17 protein-coding genes are annotated in these 18,615 nt (G+C 57.3%); 8 read left to right on the top strand and 9 right to left on the bottom strand.

Annotated elements, in window-relative coordinates; genetic code table 11:
* Positions 1–372 precede the first annotated feature (372 nt).
* On the bottom strand, positions 373–894 hold the full coding sequence (locus AB6803_RS30910) for a cytochrome c (protein WP_371112467.1): 522 nt from the start codon (positions 892–894) through the stop codon (positions 373–375).
* Positions 895–1,176: 282 nt separating this feature from the next.
* On the opposite strand from AB6803_RS30910, the gene AB6803_RS30905 reads away from it, so the two are divergent.
* The 7 genes from AB6803_RS30905 to AB6803_RS30875 all read left to right on the top strand — a co-directional run bounded on the left by AB6803_RS30905 (position 1,177) and on the right by AB6803_RS30875 (position 6,931).
* Positions 1,177–1,575 (top strand): hypothetical protein, encoded by a 399-nt coding sequence (locus tag AB6803_RS30905; protein ID WP_371112429.1) that lies wholly within the window; start codon positions 1,177–1,179, stop codon positions 1,573–1,575.
* Between the two features lie 96 nt (positions 1,576–1,671).
* A complete protein-coding gene (locus AB6803_RS30900; RefSeq protein ID WP_371112428.1) occupies positions 1,672–1,896 on the top strand; it encodes a hypothetical protein in 225 nt (74 codons plus the stop codon).
* Positions 1,893–3,353 (top strand): TolC family protein, encoded by a 1,461-nt coding sequence (locus AB6803_RS30895; RefSeq protein ID WP_371112427.1) that lies wholly within the window; start codon positions 1,893–1,895, stop codon positions 3,351–3,353. Before AB6803_RS30900 ends, AB6803_RS30895 begins: the two co-directional genes overlap by 4 nt.
* Before the next feature lie 11 nt (positions 3,354–3,364).
* A complete protein-coding gene (locus AB6803_RS30890) occupies positions 3,365–4,711 on the top strand; it encodes a multicopper oxidase family protein (protein ID WP_371112426.1) in 1,347 nt (448 codons plus the stop codon).
* A 36-nt stretch (positions 4,712–4,747) separates the two neighbouring features.
* Positions 4,748–5,227, top strand: a complete 480-nt coding sequence (locus tag AB6803_RS30885) for a plastocyanin/azurin family copper-binding protein (protein ID WP_371112425.1) — start codon at positions 4,748–4,750, stop codon at positions 5,225–5,227.
* A gap of 25 nt (positions 5,228–5,252) precedes the next feature.
* Positions 5,253–5,537, top strand: coding sequence for a copper-binding protein (locus tag AB6803_RS30880; protein WP_371112424.1), 285 nt, complete (start codon positions 5,253–5,255; stop codon positions 5,535–5,537).
* Positions 5,534–6,931, top strand: coding sequence for an adenylate/guanylate cyclase domain-containing protein (locus tag AB6803_RS30875; protein ID WP_371112423.1), 1,398 nt, complete (start codon positions 5,534–5,536; stop codon positions 6,929–6,931). Before AB6803_RS30880 ends, AB6803_RS30875 begins: the two co-directional genes overlap by 4 nt.
* A gap of 310 nt (positions 6,932–7,241) precedes the next feature.
* Here the strand turns inward: AB6803_RS30875 and AB6803_RS30870 are convergent, their stop codons facing one another.
* Positions 7,242–8,714, bottom strand: coding sequence for a carotenoid oxygenase family protein (locus AB6803_RS30870; protein ID WP_371112422.1), 1,473 nt, complete (start codon positions 8,712–8,714; stop codon positions 7,242–7,244).
* Between the two features lie 91 nt (positions 8,715–8,805).
* On the opposite strand from AB6803_RS30870, the gene AB6803_RS30865 reads away from it, so the two are divergent.
* Positions 8,806–9,429: a TetR/AcrR family transcriptional regulator gene (locus tag AB6803_RS30865; protein ID WP_174059522.1), complete on the top strand. Its 624-nt coding sequence runs from the start codon at positions 8,806–8,808 to the stop codon at positions 9,427–9,429.
* Positions 9,430–9,533: 104 nt separating this feature from the next.
* Here the strand turns inward: AB6803_RS30865 and AB6803_RS30860 are convergent, their stop codons facing one another.
* The 7 genes from AB6803_RS30860 to AB6803_RS30830 all read right to left on the bottom strand — a co-directional run.
* Positions 9,534–10,661 (bottom strand): transporter, encoded by a 1,128-nt coding sequence (locus AB6803_RS30860; RefSeq protein WP_371112421.1) that lies wholly within the window; start codon positions 10,659–10,661, stop codon positions 9,534–9,536.
* A gap of 23 nt (positions 10,662–10,684) precedes the next feature.
* On the bottom strand, positions 10,685–11,905 hold the full coding sequence (locus AB6803_RS30855; protein WP_371112420.1) for an MFS transporter: 1,221 nt from the start codon (positions 11,903–11,905) through the stop codon (positions 10,685–10,687).
* Positions 11,906–11,995: 90 nt separating this feature from the next.
* Positions 11,996–13,471 (bottom strand): aldehyde dehydrogenase family protein, encoded by a 1,476-nt coding sequence (locus AB6803_RS30850; RefSeq protein ID WP_371112419.1) that lies wholly within the window; start codon positions 13,469–13,471, stop codon positions 11,996–11,998.
* A gap of 626 nt (positions 13,472–14,097) precedes the next feature.
* Complete coding sequence (locus tag AB6803_RS30845) at positions 14,098–14,850, bottom strand: IclR family transcriptional regulator (protein ID WP_371112418.1); 753 nt, start codon at positions 14,848–14,850, stop codon at positions 14,098–14,100.
* Positions 14,851–14,968: 118 nt separating this feature from the next.
* A complete protein-coding gene (locus tag AB6803_RS30840; RefSeq protein ID WP_371112466.1) occupies positions 14,969–16,600 on the bottom strand; it encodes a bifunctional 3-(3-hydroxy-phenyl)propionate/3-hydroxycinnamic acid hydroxylase in 1,632 nt (543 codons plus the stop codon).
* A 49-nt stretch (positions 16,601–16,649) separates the two neighbouring features.
* Entirely contained in the window at positions 16,650–17,501 is an 852-nt protein-coding gene (locus tag AB6803_RS30835; protein ID WP_371112417.1) for a fumarylacetoacetate hydrolase family protein, read from the bottom strand.
* 28 nt (positions 17,502–17,529) lie between these two features.
* The coding region (locus AB6803_RS30830) for a VOC family protein (RefSeq protein WP_371112416.1) at positions 17,530–18,615 on the bottom strand (1,086 nt) is incomplete at its 5' end.

Genomic DNA, 18,615 nt, shown 5'->3' with positions numbered 1-18,615 from the left:
CCGTCCTCAACAGAACGCTGGCATGTGCGCGCCCGAAGTCCGTCCGGTCCGGGGCAACAACGGCATAGTCACAGCATCAAAGATACAGAATCCATTCACGCCGGGAGCCATGCACCAAAGCCGTGCAGAATAATAGAGAATAATAATCGCAAACGTTGTTCCATTTCGCGGCATCGAAGCAACCGGACATTGGACTATTGAATTCCACCGCGATCTGACCCGTCTTTCCGCTTGACGCTGACCCTGCCAGGCGGAGGCAGGCCAATGAAGTGTTTCGCTTTTTCGAACTGTTTGTGGCTTATCGCCAAATGGAAAGCCGGGTGAATTTGATATGGAATTCAACACTTTGCCCCTTTTTCAGGCTGGCGCCATTCAATCAGTCCTGAACCTTGCATGACAGCTCGTGCAGGTCTGGAGCATCAGATGGAAGATATGTTCAGCGGGCATAGACGACAGCTCAGCCTCGGTTCGAACATGGGTGCCGAACGGGCCATCGCCCATCGGCTCGCCTGGCTTCATCCGCATGTTGGCGCCCATCGTTCCAGGGTTTCTTTCCGCAGCGGCGGCAAGCGCGTTGGCGTAATTTTTGAGGTCGGTCGCCAAGCGGTCGAAACGATCGCGCTCCTCGCCAATGTTTGGCTTCGCCTTTGAATTCGCGGTAGCGGTTTCGCCCGCGAAGTGAACAATCAATGCGTTGCCGGACTTGTCGGCGATGGTGTCGGCGGCCCGCTTGAACCCGGTCGACGAATAGGTGGGAGGATCCTTGAACATGTCCGCTATGGTCTTAGCCGCGAAAGCCATTGCCTTCATGTCGCCTTGGCGAACAGTGACAAGGTCGTCCGCGGCATGTCCGGCTACGGCCGTGACCGATACTAGAGCTACGATGAAGCCGATGTAAAACGCCGCGCTGGATCTGGTCAAAGGAACCTCGTGCACAGATGAGCTGGTCGGGAAATCGGATCAACTCCCGTTCGCAAATGGAGAGGAGTTCTGAGCATAAGCCCATGATCCATGGTCGGACCATTTCGCGAAGCGAAGTAAAGCCGCGATAAGCATCTTTCAAGTATGCATCCTCCATGTGACGCCCATGTCATAGAATCGACGCGAATGTTTCTCAATCAGAGGTTACGATTGAAACTGAGCCGCTTTGATTGTAGTCGTTGGAGCATGGGCAGAATGTACCGAATCGCACGGAGCGCAATGCTCGTATTTGTGCGGCTGGCGATCATGGTATCGCTGGCAGGATACACCATGCCCAGCGCCAACGCTGCAATGCACGGCTCGGCTTTTCCTGAAATCCAGAAGACCATGTCCGATATGATGTCGCCAGGCGGCGATCATCATATGGAGCATGCATCCACTGACGACCATCGTCATGGTTCTGCCTCCTCGGACGACGGGAGTACTGCGAAACTCGTCAAGAAGGAATGCTGCAAGGACTTCTGTGGCGGCTTTGCGATCATGTGCGACGGGCCCGGGCTCGGTGGCCCGGTCGTTTCCTCCATTCGCGAGTTCATGAACGACCAGCACTCGTTCGGCGAACTGCCGACGCTTCACCGCCCCCCGACTATCTGAATAGCGAGACTGCCCTTTTCGGGCACTGCATCGGATCGTTGTCGGCTTCGATGAGCCGACGACCTTCCGGACACACACTCCTATTCGGAAAAGAACATGAGACCTACCATTTTGGTGGTGGCACTGCCGTTGATCGCCGGCGGCTGCTCATCCACGTTACCTCCTGACGTTCCCACGCCGGACGGCGATCTCCTTTCGACAGCACGGCCGATCCAATATCGCACTCCGCTCAGCGGATATGTCGCGCGTCAGCCAGTCGATCCGAAACCGTGGAAAAGGCAAAACGAATTGCAGTCTCCTTCAAAAGGAGATGCATCATGACACCCAGTCTTAAGAACGCGGCCCTCCTCCTGCTTCCGATTGCTCTTGGCGGATGCGTATCCACCGAATACGCAAGGCGGGATGCCGGTTTCGCGACAGTCGCCAATACCGCAGGCACGGCAACCGGCAAACATACGGTGTGGATACAGAACAAGCTTCAGGCGCAGGCCGTCGCCGATGAGGTGAAGGGCCTGATCAACAAACGGAAGACCCTGGATGTCGAAACGGCTGTTCAGGTCGCACTTCTGAACAACAAGGGGCTGCAGGCAGCCTACGCGGATCTTGGTGACAGCGCCGCCGACGCCTGGCAATCGACCATGCTGATCAATCCCTCGGTTTCGATTGGAACGACGGGGTTGGGGACCCCGGAACTTGAGGCATTCAGGACCATTGAAGGTATGGTCGCAACCAACATTCTAGCTCTGGCTACCCATAAGAAGAATGTCGAGATTGCCGATAGCCGGTTCAGACAGGCGAAGCTGGCTGCGGCCGTCGCTACGTTGAAACTGGCTGCGGATACCCGCCGCGCTTGGATCAACGCCGTGGCCGCCTCGGAGACTGTGGGACAGCTCCAGCGTGCTCAGCTTGCTGCGGATGCATCCTCCGAGCTGGCATCCAAGCTTGGCGAAACCGGCGCAATGACCAAGGGCTTGCAGGCTCGCGAGCATGTGTTTGCTGCGGAACTTGCAGGGCAAACAGCTCAAGCCCGACTGGCCGTCAGGTTAAGCAAGGAAGAACTGACGCGGCTGATGGGGCTTTGGGGCTCCTCAATCGACTATCAGATCCCCAACAGTCTTCCTGCCCTTCCCAAGGTGCTGATCAAACGGGATGCCATCGAAGCCGAAGCACTTCTGAAACGCGTCGATCTTCAGATGGCAAAATTGGATCTGGCTGCCACCGCTAAATCCTATGGTTTGACCGAGGCCACCCGATACGTGACGGATCTCGAAATCTTGAGCGGCTTCGAGACGGAACGGGCAATCGAGGACGGCAAGAAGAAGACTGAGACAACCGGCCAGGTCGAACTGGAGTTCGCGATACCGATCTTCGACACCGGCGAGGCCCGGTTGCGCAAAGCCGAACTTGCTTACATGCGTGCTGCAAACCAGCTCGCGGAAAAGGCCGTCAACGTTCGCTCGGAAGCCCGGTCAGCCCATGAGGCCTATCGATCGAACTACGAGATCGCCAAGCACTATCGCAATAGCGTCGTGCCGCTCAGAACGAAGATCGAGGAAGAGTCGCTCCTGACGTACAACGGGATGATCTCGAGCACTTTCGAACTGCTGACCGACACCCGCGACAAGATCAACTCCATCCTGCTTTCCGTCAACGCCAAGCGCGACTTCTGGCTGGCGGACGCCAACCTCATGCCGACGATTTACGGCGGCGGCAACGGCGAAGCGGCCGGGCCGGGCGAAACCGCGTCGGCATCGAATGCTGGCGCTGCAGGACATTAAGGATCACGAACATGTTCAACAGAAGACAGATCATCGGAGCAGGTGCCGCCCTGCTTTCAACAGCGGCCTGGACGAAGACATCGGCAATGGGCCTGCCGGATGCCCCCACAATGGTGTCGGCCGAGATGCAGCCGCCCATCCATCCTGACACCGGCCCGAATTATCAGCCTGTCGTGACTTTGAACGGCTGGACGCTTCCTCACCGTATGAACAACGGCGTCAAGGAATTCCATCTGGTTGCCGAGCCGGTGGAGCGCGAGATGGCAGACGGCATGACGGCCTATCTCTGGGGCTATAACGGTCAATCGCCAGGACCGACGATCGAGGCGGTCGAGGGTGACCGGGTTCGCATCTTCGTCACCAACAAGCTGCCGGAACACACGACGATCCACTGGCACGGCATGATCTTGCCGTCCGGAATGGATGGCGTCGGCGGCCTGACGCAGCCCCACATCCCCGTCGGTAAGACATTCGTCTACGAGTTCGATCTCGTGAAGTCGGGGACGTTCATGTATCACCCGCATTCGGATGAAATGGTCCAGATGGCCATGGGCATGATGGGTTTCTTCGTGATCCACCCCAAGGACCCGAAGTTCATGCCGGTCGACCGCGACTTCGTGTTTCTGCTCAACGCCTACGACATCGATCCCGGCTCCTATGTGCCCCGGGTCATGGAAATGACCGATTTCAACATGTGGTGCTGGAATAGCCGAGTCTTTCCCGGCATCAGCCCGCTGGTGGTTTCCAGAAACGACCGTGTTCGCGTGCGCATCGGCAATCTGACGATGACCAATCATCCGATCCACATGCACGGATACGATTTCGAGGTCACCTGCACGGACGGCGGCTGGGTTCGGCCAGAGGCACGCTGGCCGGAGGTCAGCATCGACATCCCCGTCGGTGCGATGCGGGCCTATGAATTCGACGCCAAATATCTCGGCGACTGGGCGATCCATTGCCATAAATCGCATCACACGATGAATGCGATGGGCCACGATATCCCGACTTTCATCGGCGTCGACAAGAAGGGAGTGGTGGAGAAGATCCGCAAGCTTCAGCCCGAATACATGCCCATGGGCACCAAGGGCATGGCCGACATGGGCGAAATGGAAATGCCCATCCCCGAGAACACCATCCCCATGATGACCGGTTGGGGTCTCCACGGCCCGATCGAAATGGGCGGGATGTTCTCTGTCGTGAAAGTCCGCGAGGGTATCTCCGCGGACGATTACTCCGATCCGGGCTGGTACGAAAACCCGCCCGGAACGCAAGCTTGGGAATGGACCGGCGAATTGCCGGACGCGACCAAGATCAAGGACGCCAAAACGCAGATTACGCCCAGACCGACGAAGGGCTGAGCGCTGTTATCTTTCACCATACATAAGGATCTACCCATGAAGAAATATGCATTCGCACTCGTGTTCGCAGCCCTGGCCGGCCCTGCGGTCGCCTCTGGTAGTCACGCCGGTGGCCATGAGGAAAAGGTGGCCGTCGGCGAGGCTGGCGATAAGTCCAAGGCGACGCAGACCATCCGAGTCACGATGAAAGAGACGGACGACGGCAAGATGATCTTCACCCCCGATGTCATCAAGGTGCGCAAGGATCAAACCGTCAGAATCGCGATCAAGAATGCGGGAACCGTCGAGCACGAGTTCGTACTCGATCAGGAAGACAAGATTCTCGAGCACAAAGTGCAGATGGAGAAATTCCCGGAAATGGAACATGCCGACGCCAATTCGATCCGGCTCTCACCCGGTGCATCCGGAGACATCATCTGGAAGTTCACGACGGATGGCGAGTTCAAGTTCGCCTGCCTCGTGCCGGGTCATTACGAGGCCGGCATGCATGGCAATGTCACGGTCGCAGGGAAGTAACACACAGGATTGGAAGGACAGAACAATGAACATTGCAATCAGGCTCACACTCGTCGCCTTCCTGTCGCTCATGGCGGCGTTCGGTGTACTTGCTCAAGAGTTCACCAAGGGCGTGGTCAACAAGGTCGATGCCAAGGCGAAGAAGGTTACCATCAAGCATGAGGACCTCAAGAACCTCGACATGCCAGCGATGACGATGGTCTTCCGCGTTGAGGACCCCGTCTTGCTGCAAAAACTCAAGGAAGGCGCAGCCATCGAATTCGTTGCCGAGCGTGTGAACGGCAAGCTCGCCGTCACTCAGGTTAAATGATCGAAGACACCGCGCCCGGGTATCTCGGGCGCGGCAACTCGGTGTTACCGATAAATGGCTTTGCTGCTGGTCGCAGGAAGCTGCATTTGACCGTGGCGAAAACATCTGGAAATCCAATGGACCGAAAGACCTCTGTGTTTAGCAACAGCGACTCGATCCGGGAAATTCGGTCGGCATCGCTGCGCCTCGTCGCACTGGCCGTCCTCGTTGCCAATCTTGTCCTGGGCGACGGCCGGACAAGCGTCGTCACGCATATTACCATTATGCTGATTTATCTGATGATCAGCATCGCCTCGATCTTTTCGGCGACATACTTCGCAAAGAACAAATGGCTTACGGAAATCTTCGTCGCGCTGGATGCCGGTCTGGTCGTGATCGTGCTCTACGAGCATATATTGGCCAATCCCATCACCGAGAACCACAACTTGACGACATCAAGCCTCGTCGTTGCCTTCATCCTTCTCAACCATGTTGCGCTAAAATTGGAACAACGACTGGTCCTGCTGTTTTCCGGCATCGTGATTATTGCCTGGATCGCGATGCTGGCGTTGATGGCTTATCGGCACCATTCCAACGAACCTGGTACTTTGCTGGCCAATTTCTTCAACCAGGACCTTGGCCTGACGATAAGCTTTGCCTTCACCGCCTTTGCCGTCTTTCTGTTGGCACGCGATCACGAAGGGACGCGGAAAGAAGCCATGAGGATCGAGGACAGGCGCATGAATCTATCGCGCTTTTTCTCTCCAATGGTCGTGGCTGAACTGGAGGAAGCAAGCAGCATTCTCGATCTTGAACGGCGCAACGCTGCGATCATGTTCATCGATATCCGGGGCTTTACCAGCTATTCCGAGACAGCAACGCCCCGGGAGCTTGCAAGAGTGCTGGCCGAGTACCGTCGGATCGTTGCGGGAACCGTGTTTGCATTTGGCGGCACAGTCGACAAATTCATTGGTGATGGCGTGATGGCCGTGTTCGGGCAGCCCAAGTCACGACCCGACGATGCCTATCGTGCGCTGGCTTGCGCGGTAGAACTGATGGCCAGGCTGGAATGCTGGAAAATATCGAACGTCGAGCTGGGCGGACCTTCCTTGGAAACCGGGATCGGTTTACATTATGGCCCGGTCATCAGCGGCGTCTTGGAAAGCGGGTACCACGATGAATTGACCGTCATCGGAGATACGGTCAACGTTGCCCAAAGGCTGGAAACTTTGACGAAGAAGCTCGAGGCGCCACTCGTCGTGTCTATGACGATGATGGGTCAGGTGCCCGGCGCCGAAGCGGCGCTGGATTGGGTCCGAAAAGACGAAGTCGCGCTTGCAGGACGTCGAGAGCCCATTGACATCGCCTATGTTCGGCGAGCTGCTCCTGCAGTACGCCTGCAAGAGGCAAGCTAAGAGAGCGAGAGCGGTTACCGATGCAGCCGAGACGCTCCCTACACTCGTCGGCGACCATGTGCATGGCTCAGTTTGATCTGATTGTTCGCCTTGAAAGGATGTGAACCTGCGACCCCTCGGTAAAATTTCAATGTTGAAACAAAATATAAGTGCGATATCAATAATTTGTCTGGTTTTAGATCGGCAATAGTAATTATGGAACTGTTTAGATGACCAATGAAGTTTTCTGTGAACGAACCATTGAGCCGCGCTATTATTTCTGGCGGATCGCGTCCGCGATCCTCCCAAAAAAGCTGGGACGACTGTGGTACTAGGTTCTGTCTACATGCAAGGCAGAACCAGGTACCCAGTTTCCGTGTAATGACATGCGCAGCCGCATCGGTAGTTTTATCGTTGCGATCGGACCTTCGGATATGTGCTGTGCGTCGAGCACGAGAAGATCCGTCGCGCGCTCGGCGAGCCGGTTTACAAGGCCGATTATGTACCCCTCGCCCTCGGGTGCATCAGCGTGCTTTGGGACGAAGATCGGCTCCTGGAAGCAGGACTGATCATCGGCAAACCAGGACTTTGTCTTACCCGTCGCAACATTGATTTGCACGAGCATATTGAAAAACTGAAATGGACGTTGCCCAATCCGCGCCTCGTCAAAAGGCTTTTCCGGATCCATCGCGATGACGAAGCCGTGCTGATATTGGCGACCCATATATCGGTCGTCACTGCGGGGAAACTCACACGGAAAGCGGGTCAGCGGTGTCATCTGCAGCGTGTTGCCGCGTGAGTTCATATCGAAGGTCAACCGCATCATGTTCGAAGACAATGTCTCCGGTGGCGGAACGGTGCCATCCGCTTGCGGGAAAAAATAGAAGATGTTGCCGCTGGTGACCGGCATATCGATGTAGATGCGTCCGCCATCGTCAAAGGCGTTGAGCGTATGGCCCTGGAATCCGTTGGGAGCCGTGAACCAGCGTACGTCGCGACCGTCGCCATCGCGGCGGAGCACGCCGAAAAGCTGATCGAGCCCAGGTTGCCACTGAAAGTGACGACCGCCCTGCTTGAGCCGCTCGGCGTCTACGGTGAGCGGCATGAGCGGAAAGATCACGTAGTTCTCGGTAACCGCAAAATCATGGATCATCGCGGCATATGGAGCAACAATCCATGTCTCCCGTCTTTTGCGGCCTTGGGCATCGATCTCGTAATAAACAATGTCGGGCGTGGCATCACCCTTGGCCTCATAACCAAAACAGAGAAGGTCGCCGCTGACCGGGTCAATCTTCGGATGTGCTGTGAAGGTGGCACTGGTAAGCTGGCCGTTGAAATCCCACAGGCCGATAGTTTCGAGGGTGATCGGATCAAGCGCGTAGGGAGCACTATCCTCCTTGAGCGCCAACAGCTTGCCGGCATGCAGGATCACATTGGTATTTGCGGTGCTGTTGTTCAGACCCTGGACGCTTGGGTCATTCGTGTGCTGGTTGCGATAGACGCCATGCAGCGAGGCGCGGGCGGCACGCTGTGCCTTCAATCGCTCTGTCATAACGTAGCGGCGCTGGAAGTCGACATGCCCGTCCTTAAAGCGGAAGGCGCTGATAACGCCGTCGCCGTTAAAGAACATGTCTTCACCGAGCATAGGTGGATACTGGGGATCAGGCGCGGCCTGGAAGAACGTACCGTCGATTTCGGCCGGCACCGTTCCTTCTATCTCCAGATCATAAACCTCCCCTTCGAAGCGGACGGGTTTATAAAGTGCCCCGGTGAATTCCGGACTACTGGGGAAAGGCCTTGTCATGTAAATTCCTCCTATAATCGTACGAATCTGTACTATTATAAATTTATTCGCAGATCAACTTAACAGTACGGCTCTGTCCGGTTATAACGGCATGATGCGTGTTCGAAGCGAGAAAAAAAGAAACGAGATCATCGATGTTGCCGGCGCACTGTTCCTGCGCGAAGGGTACGGTTCCGTTTCCATGGCAACGATCGCCTCCGCCGTCGGTGGTTCCAAGGGGACCCTCTACGGATATTTTCCGTCGAAAGAGGACCTCTTCGCTGCCTTTGTCATCGCTGCGGGCAAGCAAAGGCGCGAGGAATTCCTGTTGCTGCCGGGGGAAGAAGCTGGGCTTGTTGCGACATTGACGGCATTGGGCACAAACTACCTCCGATTGCTGCTTTCACCTGAGATCATGGCGATCAATCGGCTTGTCATCGCCGAGGCGTTCCGGTTCCCGGAACTTGGCCGAATTTTTTTCGAAAACGGCCCGAAAAGCGTCATCGACGTGATGACCGTCATTCTCGCAGACGCTGCGAACCGGCGGGAACTCAATTTAGAGGATCCTGTGGCAGGCGCCTGGCGTTTCAAGGCCCTCTGTGAAGTCCGTCTGTTCGAACAATGCCTTTGGGCAATCCGCGATGGAGCGAGCGAAGAAGAGATCACGCGGAATGTCGAACCGGCGATCAGCATTTTCCTCAACACCTACCGCGCCGGGAATCACAAGAGCGCCTGACAATTTTTCTATGGTGTGCACGGTCTTTTATAGCGCGGGTCGCAGGGCCATTTGCCGTGCGTTCTGAGCCAGCCGCGATTATGCTTCTACGTTTGTCGATAAATTCACCAGAGCTTACGAATAAAGCTCAGCTGCAAGTAATTTCCCTCGAAGGCGTTCCGGCTATAAACGTCTGTCAGGAACTTCAGCGAAACGGTGCTGCGCTGCTCGGGAAAATCAATCGCCAGAATTGGACCAAGGCGAATTGATTTGTAGCGCTGACCGTCCGTCGCCGGAACGGCGGGCGACCCCGCGTCATCCTCGATCTGCCATTTGACATTGCCAGCAAGACCGAACTGAAACCGATCGTAGCGCTCCGTGATGGCGAAATCAGCAGAGATGTAGTCGCCGTCGCGGTAGTTGAACCCCCCAGTCGAATCCTCGCGCTGGAAATTGTGGTTGTAGAAAATCCGCCCGGAAAATTCTGTCGCATCAAGCAGAATCGGTTTGGTTCTATATGTAAAGGCAACATTCGGTGACAGGACCCAGTTGTTGAAGCCGGGGCTGCCCACCGTACTGGCGTCGAAAATACCAATCGGGATCGTCACACCGAGGCCGAGGCCCAACGTGAAACCAACCGGCATGGGCGGGACGAAATTTGGACCTGGAACCGGCTGGCCGACCGACCCGGGCGGCGGTCCTTCGTACCAGCTCTTCGACCAGAAGAAGAGGTCTGAATAGGCGTCGAACCATCCCGTATGCTTGTCGCTGAGATCGATCGGCAAACTGCGGGTGATCGTCAAATCATGTTGACCGTAGGCAAAGATCAGCGAGGATGCCATCCGCCCACCCATGAATTGACCCGGATAGACATAAAGTCCACCCAACTGGCCCTGAAGAAGTCGCTCGCGGGTATCCGAGTACATCGCATTGCCATTATTATCGCTCAGAGAATCCCGCCAGTTACCCCATATGCCGCCGATGGCGTAAAAGCCCGCTTCCGGTGGCAGCTCGGCGGCGCGAGTATCGGATGTGGCTCCGGGTGTCGTGGTCTGGTAGAACTCGGCCGCGCTGGCGACATCTCCGGCCATCACGCCGATAAGGCCGCTGAGAACCAGCAGAGTTGTTTTTAGGCTAAGCGATTGCATTTCCATCGTGATCCCCCACTCTAGATGTTTGGAATTGATGAACGCGATCGCGAAGACCGCGCGTGGTAACAGAATTGTCGACAGCCGCGACCAGATGGAGATCATGCGCCACCCCGACCGCTCCCTGTTCAATGGACAGGCATGATGTCGCGACTCGGCGTGGCCGGTTCTTTGAAGGAATGGCTGAACATCAATCCGGCAAGGAAAACCAAAGCCGCGAAAATCGTGATCCCGGCAAAGACGGCCATGGCTCCAACCATCCCGCCGGATGCAGCCGCAACGGCGTTCACGCCAATGGGACAGACAAATTGCCCGATAAAAAATATCGAGGTCCAAATCCCCGAAGCCCGCCCGCGGTAGTCATTGCGCAGACTGCTCATCGTGAAGGCGAGAACGAGTGGAAGAGAAACTCCGCAACCGATGTTGTTGATGAACATGCCGATGACACCGGCCGACCATGAAGGCTCGTTGTAGAGTATGGTATAGCCGATGGCTTGCGCGACCATGGCCATAACGAGCAGTGCCCCGATCGAGCGCTTCGACTGCATACGGAAGGCGACTGCGCCGACCACGACACCAATGGAGCCAACGGCGCTGGCAAGGCCGAGCATGCCCGCATCGGTAAAGCCGCGCTCACTCAGCACCAGCGAAATATGGACCGGCGTGACATAGAACAGCATGCCGCAAAAGAGGGTCAGCGCAAGGCAACCGATGAAGCGCGGTGTAAACAGGCCCCGTGGCCTATCTTCACGCATCGAGACGCGCGCTGCCGGCGCGACAGAAGCTGGTTCGAAGATGAGCACGACGACGAGTGGGATAAAAAGTGCCGTCATCCCATAGACGAGGAATGGCGCGCGCCAGCCGTATCCGCCAAGGAAACCTGCGAGCACGAAACAGAATGTCGCTACGAGGGACGCCGACCCAAACTGTACCGAGAGCCAATGGGCGCGCCGTTCGCCGACAAAATAGTCGCAGATCAGCGCGGTACTTGCAGTCATCACCCCCGCCTCGGCGATCCCGACGACGCCGCGCGACAGGATGATGCCGTAGAGGTTGTCGATCCAATAAGGAGCGATGCCGGCCCCGGCATAAATGGTGAGCGCAACGAGCAGCACGCGCTTGCGCCCGATTCGATCGGCCAGAATGCCGGCAAGCGGCGCAAACAGCGCGACGAAGAGAGCGGGCGTCACCAGCGCCAGTGGCGCGAGCAATCCGGCGCGCGGCACGTCTGAAAAATGTGCGATCATCTGAGGCAGTACCGGAGCGAACAAAGTCGATCCGATCGGCGCCAGCCATGCAACGGCCACTAACAGCAACCCCTGCCGCACGCCTGCGGTCAAATTCTGCATATCAACCTCCTCCCAGGAAACAGACCGCCCCCACGGCCTGGATGGATATGGTCGGCGCCTGCGGCTCTTTGGCCATGAGCGCCGAAGCCGCTAGCGCTGGATCGACACGAAGTGATCGGTGGTGAACTCCTCGACGATCCATTTGCCGTTGAAGCGCCCGAGACCGGAATTCTTTTCTCCGCCGAACATCACATGCGGATAGTCGTGGATCGTGATGTCGTTGATATGCGTCATCCCCGCCTCGACGCGCTGCGCAAAGGCAAGGCCGCGAGCCTCGTTGCCGGTGAAGACTGCACTGGAAAGGCCGAATTCAGTATCGTTGGCGAAGGTGAGTGCCTCTGCCTCATTGGCCGCGCGGATGAGCGGCGCGACGGGGCCGAAAATTTCCTGGCGTGCGAAATCGGAATCATTGGTAACGTTTGCGAAGACATGCGGCGAGACGACCCGGCCGTCGATCGTGCCGGCAAGGCATTCGCGAAAGCCGGCGGCGTGGGCCTGCTCAATGCTGGCGCGCACATTGCGGACCTGACTGTCGTTGCAGAGCGGCCCAACCAGCGTATCGGGCTGATCGGGATCGCCATATTTCACCGTCTTCGCCGCTTCCGTGAAGGCTTCGACAAAGCGGTCGTAGAGCGAGACATCGACGATGATGCGGTTCGTGCTCATGCAGATCTGACCCTGGTGCATGAACCGACCGATCAGCGCCGCATGGACAGCCTTGCCGAGATCAGCGTCGTCGAGCACGACCAGTGGAGCATTGCCGCCGAGTTCGAGGCCGACGCGCTTGAGCAATGCCGACTCCGCCGCGACGCGCGCGATATGTCGGCCAACCGGCGTCGAGCCGGTGAAGGTGAGAACACGCGGGATGGGGTGACGAGAAAAGGCATCGCCGATTGTTGCCGAACTGCCGACCACAACATTCAAAACACCCGCCGGCAGGCCCGCTTCCTCGTAGATTTTGGCAAGCAGCAGTCCACCCGTCACGGGCGTGTCGTTGGAGGGCTTCAGCACGACCGCGTTGCCGAGTGCTATAGCAGGCGCAACCGACCGGTTGGAAAGGTGCAGCGGAAAGTTCCACGGGCTGATAACGCCAACCACACCAACCGGCTTCTTGTACACCCTGGCTTCCTTGCCGGGGCGGTCGACGGGGATGATATGCCCCTGCGCCGCGGATGGCATCGTTGCCGCCTCCAACATGCCGGCACGCACGGCACCCCACTCGATGCCCGCCTTGATGCGGGTACTGCCGGACTCGCGCACGAGCCAGTCGATGATCTCGTTCTTGCGCCCATCAAGGATGGCAACGGCCTTTAGGAACACAGCCGCACGTTCAGAAGGCAACGTCTTTGCCCATTCTGGCTGGGCGGATCGGGCCGCCTCGAAAGCCAGATCCAGGTCGGCGAGGCTGGCAAGAGAGATTTCCGCCACCGTCTCGTCGTTGAACGGATTTCGGTCAAGCGAGGCATTACCTTCCGTCCCCGGAACCCAGCGGCCAGCAATATACTGTCCGGAAAAGTCGCTGTAGGCGCTAGAGACAAGTGCGGTGGGTTGAACATGTTGTTGCATTCGTAAGTCCTCTTGGTGGCAGAGCAGCCGGTTTGGACGGCGGCATTTCATTTAGAAACCACAAATTTGCTCCTGACCCGTGGGGAGCGGGCATTGTGGGCCGCGACATTCGCCGCGCGGATTGCATTGGTTCAGTCTGGCAAAGGCGCCGATCAGCTGCGGCAGGCGGCGCGCCATGCGCCGAACGTTTTCCTGGCGGCTCGGTCGCTGAGAAACGCTACAAAACTATGATTGCCGACCTGCAAGTAGCCTGCCGCTCAATAAGCCGGCACAACCCTTGGCAAGGAAGATCGTTTCCACGCACCACACCGCGATGAGGGCGAAAGCGCGGGTTAACCGCTGAGGCCGACGCAACGTCGATCCCTGACACCACCGACCGGAGCGATCTCCAGACTGCAGCGAGCCCACCGCCTTCGGCGCGTGCAATGCTGTACCCTCGACAACTTCCTGAAGACAATCGGTGCCGTCATGCAGTTTTGACATGGTTTCCTCCCGCACAAAGCACCATTGATGCCTTGCCTCCTCGCAGCACTAACCCTGCCGAAATCTTCGGTGCATGTCAAGCCAATTATTGATTTTTGATAATATCGTAATTAAAAATATCACCATTACCTGCAAATTGATAATTATATGGGATTCTCAGCGTTCGACGGCTTCAGCTTTGCGGCGAGCATGTCAGCAGCAGGCATGAGTGTCATCACAAGACGCCGTTCCACAACATCGCTACAATCCTCGTGCCTCATGATGAGGCTCATGCTCGCGTTAATCGCGGCTTCAGGGCAAGATAACGGGACGGATATCCCGACAAGGCCCTTGTCGACCTCACCACGCGTGATCGCATAGCCGCGCCTGCGGATGCCCCCAAGCTCCGTCGTCACCTCATCCAACGGTGCGCCGATCTCTGCTACGTTCTTGAGTAGCTTGCTAAGCCTGGCGCGCGGCAGCTGTGCCAGAATGGTTTTTGACGTGGCGCCACGCATCAACGGCATCGGGCGGCCGCGTTCATAGCTTGTCGCGATATCGGCATCGGCGGTGCGTCTGTCGGCGACGCAGATCACCTGGTCGCCATAGAGCCGTGCAAGGACGGCGACGCATGGTATAGGCGAAGCATGGACAACGTCGCGGAGTACAGGTTCACCTTCACGGATCAGCGGATCAGAGATGCGCAGGCGTCGGTCGAATTCGATAAATGCGGCACCCAAGCGGTAGTGGGCCTCAATCGATGGATCAAGAAAGCCCTGCCCCACCAATTCGCGGACCGTACGATAGACCGTACTCGCCGGAACCTCCACGGCGTCCGCCATCTCCTGGATGGTCCAGTCGGGCTTGTGTTTATCGAAGAGTCTCAAAATATCGACAAATCGATCAAGCCCTGCCATCGAATTTCCTCAAAAGACCGGTGTTCGCGTCAGATTGCGCATCCTTCATTGCCATTCTGGATCGCAGCATGTCAATGCGATTACCCGCCGGCCTGGCCGAGCCCCCCGTGGAAGTGTATCACACGGCGACGATCAGAGGTGCCGTGGAGCGGGCACTTGCAGGGCATGCACGCAGAGCCGCCACCTTTTCGCAAAGGCTGTCAACCGAGGAGACAGGCTCAGCCGCGGCGATATAGCGATCACGTCTCAGCAGCAATGCGTATCCGAGATAGCTTTTCATTTGCGGAGCGCTGAAGAGCCGGCTTACATCGCGATAGACGGAGAAGCTGCCGTCGACTGGGTTGATCCATTCCGGTGTCAGGCCGATCACCTCCGCGCCGGCCTCCTGCAACAGACGCACCGAATGCGTGCTGACGACACGATCCGGAAATTCGTCAAACACGAGAACAACCGGCTGATCAGACAGGACCTGATCAAGGAGCAGCCGGCGCAGATGTGTATCCTCCACCACTGGCTGCGGCACCAAACGACCGACTATGGTGGACTTCTCGGGGCGCTCGTCAACCCACATCAAGCCGGCACGGAAACGAGGCTTCGGCTTATAGCGCATTTGCGCAAAGTAATCCCGCACGGGGGGATAGGCGCCAAGTATGCGAAACGCCGTACGCGTCAAAAACGCCTTGATAGCGTTGTGCGGCATCATTATTCGACCCATCCTGAGCGCGAGCGCGATCATCTCAGAGGCGTGCGGCATACGCTCGGTCTCGTAGCTGTCGAGAACATTGCCAGGAACATTTCCACGAATCGCCTCGGCGAGCTTCCAGCCAAGATTGTGTGCGTCGCGCAGGCCGCTATTCATGCCCTGGCCGGCGAAAGGCGGCGAGAGATGTGCCGCATCGCCCGCCAGGAAGACATTCTTCTCACGCCAGCGCGTCGCAAGCCGCGCATGGAACGTATAGACCCGTACGCGACGGAAAACACAGTCTCGGTCTGGGCCGACTTGAGCGAGAAGATTGCGGACGAAGTCCTCGTCCGTCGCGGTTTTCTCATCCTCATCGACATGCAGCATGAATTCGTAGCGTCGGATATTGTGCGGCCCCGGCAGCGAAATGCAGGGACGGACCGGATCGCAGTAGACTTCCGTGTGACGGAAGCGGTTTTCGGTACGCACAAGGTCGACGATGAGCCAGCGTTCCGCGAAGGTCGATCCTGCGAGTTCTATACCGAGGCTAGTGCGCGTAGGAGAGCGCCCGCCGTCACATGCCACCATATAACGCGCCGCCACGCTCGTCATCGCGCCGTCGGCGTCAGCGATTTCCACAAGGACTCCATCGTCGTCTTGTGAAAAGGACTGCATCTCCCAGCCGAACATCTGCGTCACATGGGCATAGCGGTTCAGTCCGCCGCGCAGCAGAGCCTCGAGATCCGGTTGTTGAAAGGCATTGCGCTTGTCGAACCCATAGTCGCGCGAAGTCGGCTCCACGGTCAGGAAAAGCTTCTGGCGCGGCGACAGATAGCGCGAACCATAACCACGTGCGACGATGGCCTCCACGGCATCTGCAAGGCCGATCGCTTGCATCGTACGCATGGATTCATCGTCGATCGAAACCGCGCGAGGCTCCTGAACCGTCGCCAGATTGCGCTCGATCAGGATCGTCGATACACCCATACCTCCGAGTAGATTGGCAAGGGTTAGACCGGTTGGCCCGGCCCCGACAATGGCAATGTCGGCCCTTATGGTTGGCTTCATAACGATCATTGATACTCCTCGTGCTCCTCATCACCTCCAGCGCAATGATTTAGCTCTCCGCCGCAATGGTATTGATGAGCAAGCCGACCCCCGGAATGTCGACCTGGAAGACATCGCCGGATTTCATGAATATGGGCGGCTCGCGTCGGTCGCCGACACCGCCGGGCGTACCGGTAAGGATGACGTCACCGGGCTGGAGAGGCGTGAAGGACGAGCAGTAGGAGATCAGCGTCGCGATGGGGAAGATCAAATCCGAAAGGGTCGCATCCTGCATGATCTCACCGTTCAGCCGGCCGGTGATACGAAGGTCGCGATAGTCACCCACTTCGTCCGGTGTAACGAGTTGTGGACCGAATGCTCCTGTCGACGGAAAGTTCTTCCCCGGCGTGAACTGGAAGGTATGTCGCTGCCAATCGCGCACGGTGGCATCGTTGTAGCAGGCATAGCCGGCGATATGGTCGAGCGCCCTCTCCTCCGGGATATAGCGCCCGCCCCTGCCAATCACCACCGCAAGTTCAGCTTCATAATCGAGATGGTCCGATACCCGCGGTTTTAAGATCGCCTGGCGATGAGCAATCTGGCTATCGGCAAAACGCGTGAAAATTGTTGGATATTTGGCATCCGGACGCTTTGTCTCGGCACGGTGGCTCTCGTAGTTGAGGCCTACGCAAAGAATTTTCCCGGGATCGGGAATGACCGGGAGCAGCGCCACGTCCGCCTCGGTAAACTCGGCGTTGCGTCCGGATATATATTCTCGAGCCACCGGCAGAAGTCCGGCGGCGATTGCCTGCTTCAAGCCGGTTACGCCGGGTGCGAGCCGTTCCGTGAGATCAATGATCCCCTCCCCGACCTTTGCCCCGAAGCCAGAGCTACCGAGACGTGTATAGCTTACGAATTGCATTGTGCGATTCCTCTTCTTCGCGGCCGGCTCAAGAGCGCAAAATTGCTTTGCCCCAAAGGTTCAGTGTCCGCGGCTCATGCGGCCAGTCCTTGACCGGACGGTCGTGGACGACTTCGAGCTCCGCTGAGATCTCGATCCAGTTTTTGTCGGGGTCTTCGATGAAGATGAAGAGGTTATTGCCGGGTCCGTGACGACCAGGACCCCACATGATCGGAACGTTTTGTTCCGCAAGGTGGTCGCACCAGTCCCTGATCGTGTCCCATTCGCCGGCTTCGTAGGAGTGATGATCGACACCAGTCCGGTCCGATTTGAAGCAGGCAATAGTGTGGTGTTCATGATTGGAACGGGTAAAACAGGTCGCCAGCGTTCCATCCTTGTGGCGGACTCGGTCCGAAAGAGCGAAACCCAGCTTGCCATGGTAAAAATTGCTGAATGCATCGACATCCAGCGAAGCAAAGGTCAGATGCTGCGTCGGGCCGAGAATGCCTTTCAGCCCCGCCTTCTGTGGCTTTGCCAGCCCAAAGGCGATCAGATGATCATCCGGATCCCGTACGGCGAAAGCACCTTCTTCAAAGAAGATCGAACTTGAAGCTAGGATCTCCAGACCTTCAGCTTCAGCACGGGCTTTCAGTTCGGCAAGTCCATCGGCGTCCCTGCAAGCGAGGCCGGCATAAGCGAGCTTACGGCTTTCTCCGGCCCGCACAATGTAACGACGCTGCGGTCCTTCACAGATCCACTCCTCGCCCATCTTGGTCAGCTCCATGTCCATTGCATCAGCGTAGAATTGGGCTAGGCGCTCGGGGTCAGCGCTCTCGAACGCTACATGATGCAGATATGCGCCCGCGCGCACCGCAGTTAGGGTCATTTTGATCCTCCTTGGCTTCCTTATCCAATAATTATCATAATTTGATAATTTGGCAACATCGAACTGATCAAAATGGAGTATTTTCTGTAATATCACCTGCCTCTGGATAAAAATTAGCAATTGAGGCGGATGGATCGACGCCGCTGCTCTCGACGGCGGTAAAATCGCCACGGTGTTGATTTCCACTGAGAGCTGACCCGGCACAGCCTGATATTTCCATTGAGAATTGACCCATGTTTCAACCGTCCC

The organism is Rhizobium sp. RCC_161_2, assembly GCF_041355235.1.
Lineage (GTDB): Bacteria > Pseudomonadota > Alphaproteobacteria > Rhizobiales > Rhizobiaceae > Rhizobium.
The sequence above is the reverse complement of the archived record's forward strand: the minus strand, read 5'-3'. Positions and strand labels throughout refer to the sequence as shown.